This is a genomic window from Pseudomonas sp. K5002, assembly GCF_013386655.1.
Classification (GTDB): Bacteria; Pseudomonadota; Gammaproteobacteria; order Pseudomonadales; family Pseudomonadaceae; genus Aquipseudomonas.
Genome location: NZ_JACARK010000942.1, coordinates 1 through 4,836 on the forward strand (window position 1 = coordinate 1; position 4,836 = coordinate 4,836).

Sequence of the window (4,836 nt, forward strand, 5' to 3'; positions counted from 1 at the left end):
GTGGCCGCGGCGCTGAACCGCCCGCTGGTGGCAGTGTATGGCTCGACGTCTCCCGGGTTTACCCCGCCGCTGGCCGACAAGGTCGAAGTGGTGCGCCTGGGCCTGGATTGCAGCCCGTGTTTTGATCGCACCTGCCGCTTCGGCCACTACAACTGCCTGCGCCAGTTGCTGCCGCAACCTGTCAGCGACGCGTTGCAGCGGTTGCAGGGCACTGTGGTCGAGGTTCGTTAAGTTGCGGGTTCTGGTAATCAAGACCTCATCCCTGGGCGATGTGATTCATGCCTTGCCGGCGTTGACCGACGCGGCGCGGGCGATCCCGGGCATCCGGTTTGACTGGGTGGTGGAAGAAGGCTTCGCCGAGATTCCCACCTGGCACCCGGCGGTGGACAAGGTGATCCCGGTGGCGATCCGCCGCTGGCGCAAGAACCTCTGGCAGACCTTCAAGAGTGGCGAATGGCGGCGCTTCAAGAAGAGCGTGCAGTCGACCAAATATGACCTGGTGATCGACGCCCAGGGCCTGCTGAAAAGTGCCTGGCTGACCCGCTACGTACGTGCCCCGGTGGCCGGTTTCGACAAACAGTCGGCTCGCGAGCCATTGGCGGCGCACTTCTATTCCCGGCGCCTGGCCGTGGCCCGTGGGCAGCACGCGGTGGAGCGCTTGCGCCAGCTGTTTGCCGTCGCCCTCGGTTATGACCTGCCAAAAGGCCTGGGCGACTACGGCCTCAGTGTCGACAAGCTGCTGGGCCTGCCGCCGAAAAAACCGTTTGTACTGCTGCTGCACGGCACCACCTGGGACACCAAGCACTGGCCGGAAGCCTACTGGCGCGACCTGGCCGAACGCATGGACCGCTTTGGCGTGGACGTGAAGCTGCCGTGGGGCAATGCCGCCGAAAAAGCCCGGGCTGAACGCCTGGCCCAGGGCCTGAAAAACGCCGAAGTGCTGCCCAGGCTGAACCTCGCGGGGGTGGCCCGAGTGCTGGCGGGGGCGAAGGCGTGTGTTGCGGTCGACACCGGCCTTGGCCACTTGGCCGCAGCACTGGATGTGCCAACGATTTCCCTGTTCGGCCCTACCAATCCTGGCCTGACCGGGGCTTATGGCAAGGCGCAGATTCACCTGGCCAGCGACTTCCCGTGTGCGCCTTGCCTGCAAAAGAAATGCACTTATCAACCGACTGCCGAAGACCAGCGTCGGTTCGATCTCAAGCGCGAGTGGCCCCTGTGCTTCACTCGCCTGAACCCTGAGCGTGTCGCAACTCGTTTAAGCACGTTGTTACTGGCTGAGGAACACTGATGCAACTGGCTTTTGTCCTCTACAAGTATTTCCCCTTTGGTGGCCTGCAGCGCGACTTCATGCGCATTGCCCTGGAGTGCCAGCAGCGCGGGCATCAGATTCGCGTCTATACGCTGATCTGGGAGGGTGACGTGCCGCCGGGCTTTGAAGTGCTGGTGGCGCCGGTCAAGGCGCTGGTCAACCATCGGCGCAATGAAAAGCTCTACGCCTGGATCCAGGCCGACCTGGCCAAGCGCCCGGTCGACCGCGTGGTGGGCTTCAACAAGATGCCGGGGCTGGACCTGTACTTCGCCGCCGACGGCGTGTTCGAAGACAAGGCGCAGAACCTGCGCAACCCGATGTATCGCTGGTTCGGCCGGTACAAGCACTTTGCCGAATACGAGCGTGCAGTGTTCGACAAAGACGCCAAGACGCAGATCATGGTGCTGTCCGAACACCAGCAGCAGCTGTTCACCCAGTATTACAAGACCCAGGCCGAGCGTTTTCATTTGTTGCCGCCGGGCATCGCCCGCGACCGCCGCGCGCCGCCCAATGCTGCCGAGATCCGCGCCGAGTTTCGTCGCGAATTCGGCCTGGCCGACGATGATTTGCTGCTGGTGCAGATTGGCTCGGGCTTCAAGACCAAGGGCGTCGATCGCAGCCTCAAGGCCGTGGCCGCGCTGCCGTCGAGCCTGAAGAAACGCACCCGGCTATTTGTAATCGGCCAGGACGACCCCAAAGTATTCCAATTGCAGAGTGCTGCGCTGGGCCTGGGCGACCAGGTGCAGTTCTTCAAGGGCCGCAGCGACATCCCGCGCTTTCTGCTGGGCGCCGACCTGTTGATCCACCCCGCGTACAACGAGGCGGCCGGCATGGTGCTGATCGAAGCGGTGGTCGCCGGCCTCCCGGTGCTGGTGAGCAAGGTCTGCGGCTACGCGTTTTACATCGACAAGGCCCAGAGTGGGCGGGTGTTGGACGAACCGTTCGAGCAGGCCCAGCTCAACCATTACCTGGTGGATATGCTCGACGATCCACAAGCGCGCGCGGCCTGGAGCCGCAATGGTCTGGCCTTCGCTGAGACGGCCGACCTCTATAGCATGCCGCAGTACGCTGCGGACCTGATTCTGGCGGAGCCAAACCGATGAAGTTGATTCTTGCCGAACCGTTCAAGACCCTGTGGGCCGGACGCGATGCGTTCGCCGAAGTCGAGAAGCTGGACGGCCAGGTGTTTCGTGAGCTGGCCGCGCGCCGTACCCTGCGTACGGAAGTGGAAGGCCGCCATTATTTTGTAAAGATCCACCGGGGAATTGGCTGGGGTGAAATCCTCAAGAACCTGATCACGGCCAAGTTGCCTGTCTTGGGCGCGGGCCAGGAGTGGGACGCGATCCAGCGTCTGCGGGAACTCGGCGTGCCCACCATGACCGGCGTGGCCTTTGGTGAAAAGGGCAGCAACCCGGCCGACCAGCACTCGTTCATCGTCACTGAAGAGCTGGCGCCTATCGTCAGCCTTGAAGACCTGACCATGGACTGGGTCAAACAGCCGCCCGTGCCGGCGATTCGGCATGCCTTGACCGTTGAGCTTGCGCGCACCCTGGGCACGATGCACCGGGGTGGCGTGAACCATCGTGATTGCTACCTGTGCCACTTCCTGTTGCACACCGACCAACCGGTTACCGTGCACAACATCAAGCTCTCGGTGATCGACCTGCACCGTGCCCAGGTGCGTTCGAAGATTCCCCGGCGCTGGCGTGACAAGGACCTGGCGGGGCTTTACTACTCCGCCCTGGAGATCGGTTTGACCCGGCGCGACAAACTGCGGTTTCTCAAGGCGTACTTCCAGCAACCTTTGCGCCAGATCCTGGGCGAGCAAAGCGCGCTGCTGTCGGCGTTGGAACGCATGGCCGCCAAGCTTTACGCACGCAAGCAACGATACGGGGATGCGCTCTGATGGCGGGTTGGAACCTGGAACCCGCTTACGCCGCCCTGGCGGATGACTTTGGTAGCCTGGAAGCCGTGTTCGCCCTGCAAGGCGAGCGGCTGACCCGCGATCCGTTGTCCGAAGTGATTCGCGTGGAGCGCGGCGGGGTCAACTATTACGTCAAGCGCTACGTCGGTGCAGGCAAGGGGTTGCGCCGCTATCTGGGCAAGCCACGAGTCAAGTCCGAATGGCAGAACCTCAAGCGCTTCGCCAAGTGGGGCATACCCACCGCCGATGTGATCGCCTGGGGCCTGGAGCGTAAAGGCCTGGCGTATCACCGCGGGGCGATGATCACGCGCGAGCTGCCGAAGACCGAAGACTTGTCGGCATTGGCCGAGCGCAATGACCCGCAACTGTCGGATCCGGTGTGGGTCAACAAGATCAGTCGCCAGCTCGCTGAATACACGCGGACCATGCACGACCACCGGTTTACCCACAACGATTTGAAGTGGCGCAACTTGTTGGTGGACGACCAGCAAACCCTGTACCTGATTGATTGCCCCAACGGCGATTTCTGGCGCGGGTTCTGGCTCAAGTACCGCATTACCAAGGACCTGGCCTGCCTGGACAAGGTCGCCAAGTATCACTTGTCGGCCACCCAGCGCCTGCGCTTCTACATGCAATACCGTCAGCGCAAACACTTGAGCGCGGCGGACAAACAGCGAATTCGCCACGTGGTGAAGTTTTTCGAGGGGCGAGAATGAGTGATTTCCTGGCGGCCGAAGATCGAGCATTGCTTGAGCGCAACGGCCTCGGCACTTTCGACGCGCTGTGGGCCAAGCAACTGGATGCGGTGGACGAGCCCAATACCAGCCGCGGCGGCTGGAGCAGCGTGTTTCGCCTCGAACTCGAAGGCCAGGGCTACTACCTCAAGCGCCAGAGCAACTACCTGACGCGCACCTTGCACCGCCCGTTTGGCGAGCCGAGTTTTGCCCGCGAATTTCGTAATATCAGCCGCTATCGGCAATTGGGTATTCCGGCATTGCAGGCGGCGTTTTTCGGTGAGCGCAAAGTGGCCGGAGAGCATCGGGCGATGTTGCTGACCCGGGCGCTGGATGGTTGGAATGACCTGGATTCATTGCTGGAGCAATGGTCTGAGTTGAGCGACGTGCAGCAGCGGGCAATCCTGCTGGCCTGCGGTCAGCTTGCTCGTCAGTTGCACAGCGTGGGCCAGGTGCATGGCTGTTTTTATCCCAAGCATATTTTCCTGCAAGCCACCGGCGACGGGTATGCGGCACAGTTGATCGACCTGGAGAAAACCCGCCCGCTGCTGTTCGGCTGGCGTGACCGGGTCAAGGACCTGGAGCCGCTGCTGCGCCGTGCGCCGCAATGGTCTGACGATCAGGTTCGCCAGCTGTTGGCGGCCTACCTGGACCAGCCGCAGGACAGCGCATTGGTTGCCACCTGGCACCAGCGCCTGGCGGCCCGGCGCAGTCACAAGGAGAACCGCTGATGCGTTTGTCCGAACTGAAAAATGCCGGCCGCACGCCAAGCCTGCCCCTGAGCATCGAACTGGCAGACGCTGCCGGGCCTGGGCAGTTGCAACTGCTGAGCCTGCTGCGGGTATTGCCGGGCCAGCGTTATGTCG

General features: G+C 62.5%; 7 protein-coding genes. All 7 read left to right on the forward strand.

Going from position 1 to position 4,836, the window contains the following annotated elements:
* A partial coding sequence (locus HX846_RS31365) for a glycosyltransferase family 9 protein (RefSeq protein WP_306173178.1) occupies window positions 1–231 on the forward strand: 231 nt, incomplete at its 5' end.
* A gap of 1 nt (window position 232) precedes the next feature.
* Window positions 233–1,291 (forward strand): lipopolysaccharide heptosyltransferase I, encoded by a 1,059-nt coding sequence (waaC, locus tag HX846_RS31370; protein WP_003209442.1) that lies wholly within the window; start codon window positions 233–235, stop codon window positions 1,289–1,291.
* Window positions 1,291–2,415: a glycosyltransferase family 4 protein gene (locus tag HX846_RS31375; RefSeq protein ID WP_102367966.1), complete on the forward strand. Its 1,125-nt coding sequence runs from the start codon at window positions 1,291–1,293 to the stop codon at window positions 2,413–2,415. The genes waaC and HX846_RS31375 overlap by 1 nt, the downstream gene beginning before the upstream one ends.
* On the forward strand, window positions 2,412–3,218 hold the full coding sequence (rfaP, locus tag HX846_RS31380; protein WP_003209450.1) for a lipopolysaccharide core heptose(I) kinase RfaP: 807 nt from the start codon (window positions 2,412–2,414) through the stop codon (window positions 3,216–3,218). Before HX846_RS31375 ends, rfaP begins: the two co-directional genes overlap by 4 nt.
* A complete protein-coding gene (locus HX846_RS31385) occupies window positions 3,218–3,952 on the forward strand; it encodes a lipopolysaccharide kinase InaA family protein (RefSeq protein ID WP_003209451.1) in 735 nt (244 codons plus the stop codon). The genes rfaP and HX846_RS31385 overlap by 1 nt, the downstream gene beginning before the upstream one ends.
* On the forward strand, window positions 3,949–4,701 hold the full coding sequence (locus HX846_RS31390; protein WP_008439156.1) for a lipopolysaccharide kinase InaA family protein: 753 nt from the start codon (window positions 3,949–3,951) through the stop codon (window positions 4,699–4,701). The genes HX846_RS31385 and HX846_RS31390 overlap by 4 nt, the downstream gene beginning before the upstream one ends.
* A partial coding sequence (locus HX846_RS40495) for a hypothetical protein (protein ID WP_178966885.1) occupies window positions 4,701–4,836 on the forward strand: 136 nt, incomplete at its 3' end. The genes HX846_RS31390 and HX846_RS40495, both read left to right, overlap by 1 nt.

Coding starts and splice junctions, on each gene's coding strand:
- HX846_RS31375 (WP_102367966.1), top strand. CDS start 1,291: ATGCAACTGGCTTTTGTCCTCTACAAGTATTTCCCCTTTGGTGGCCTG.
- rfaP (WP_003209450.1), top strand. CDS start 2,412: ATGAAGTTGATTCTTGCCGAACCGTTCAAGACCCTGTGGGCCGGACGC.
- HX846_RS31385 (WP_003209451.1), top strand. CDS start 3,218: ATGGCGGGTTGGAACCTGGAACCCGCTTACGCCGCCCTGGCGGATGAC.
- HX846_RS31390 (WP_008439156.1), top strand. CDS start 3,949: ATGAGTGATTTCCTGGCGGCCGAAGATCGAGCATTGCTTGAGCGCAAC.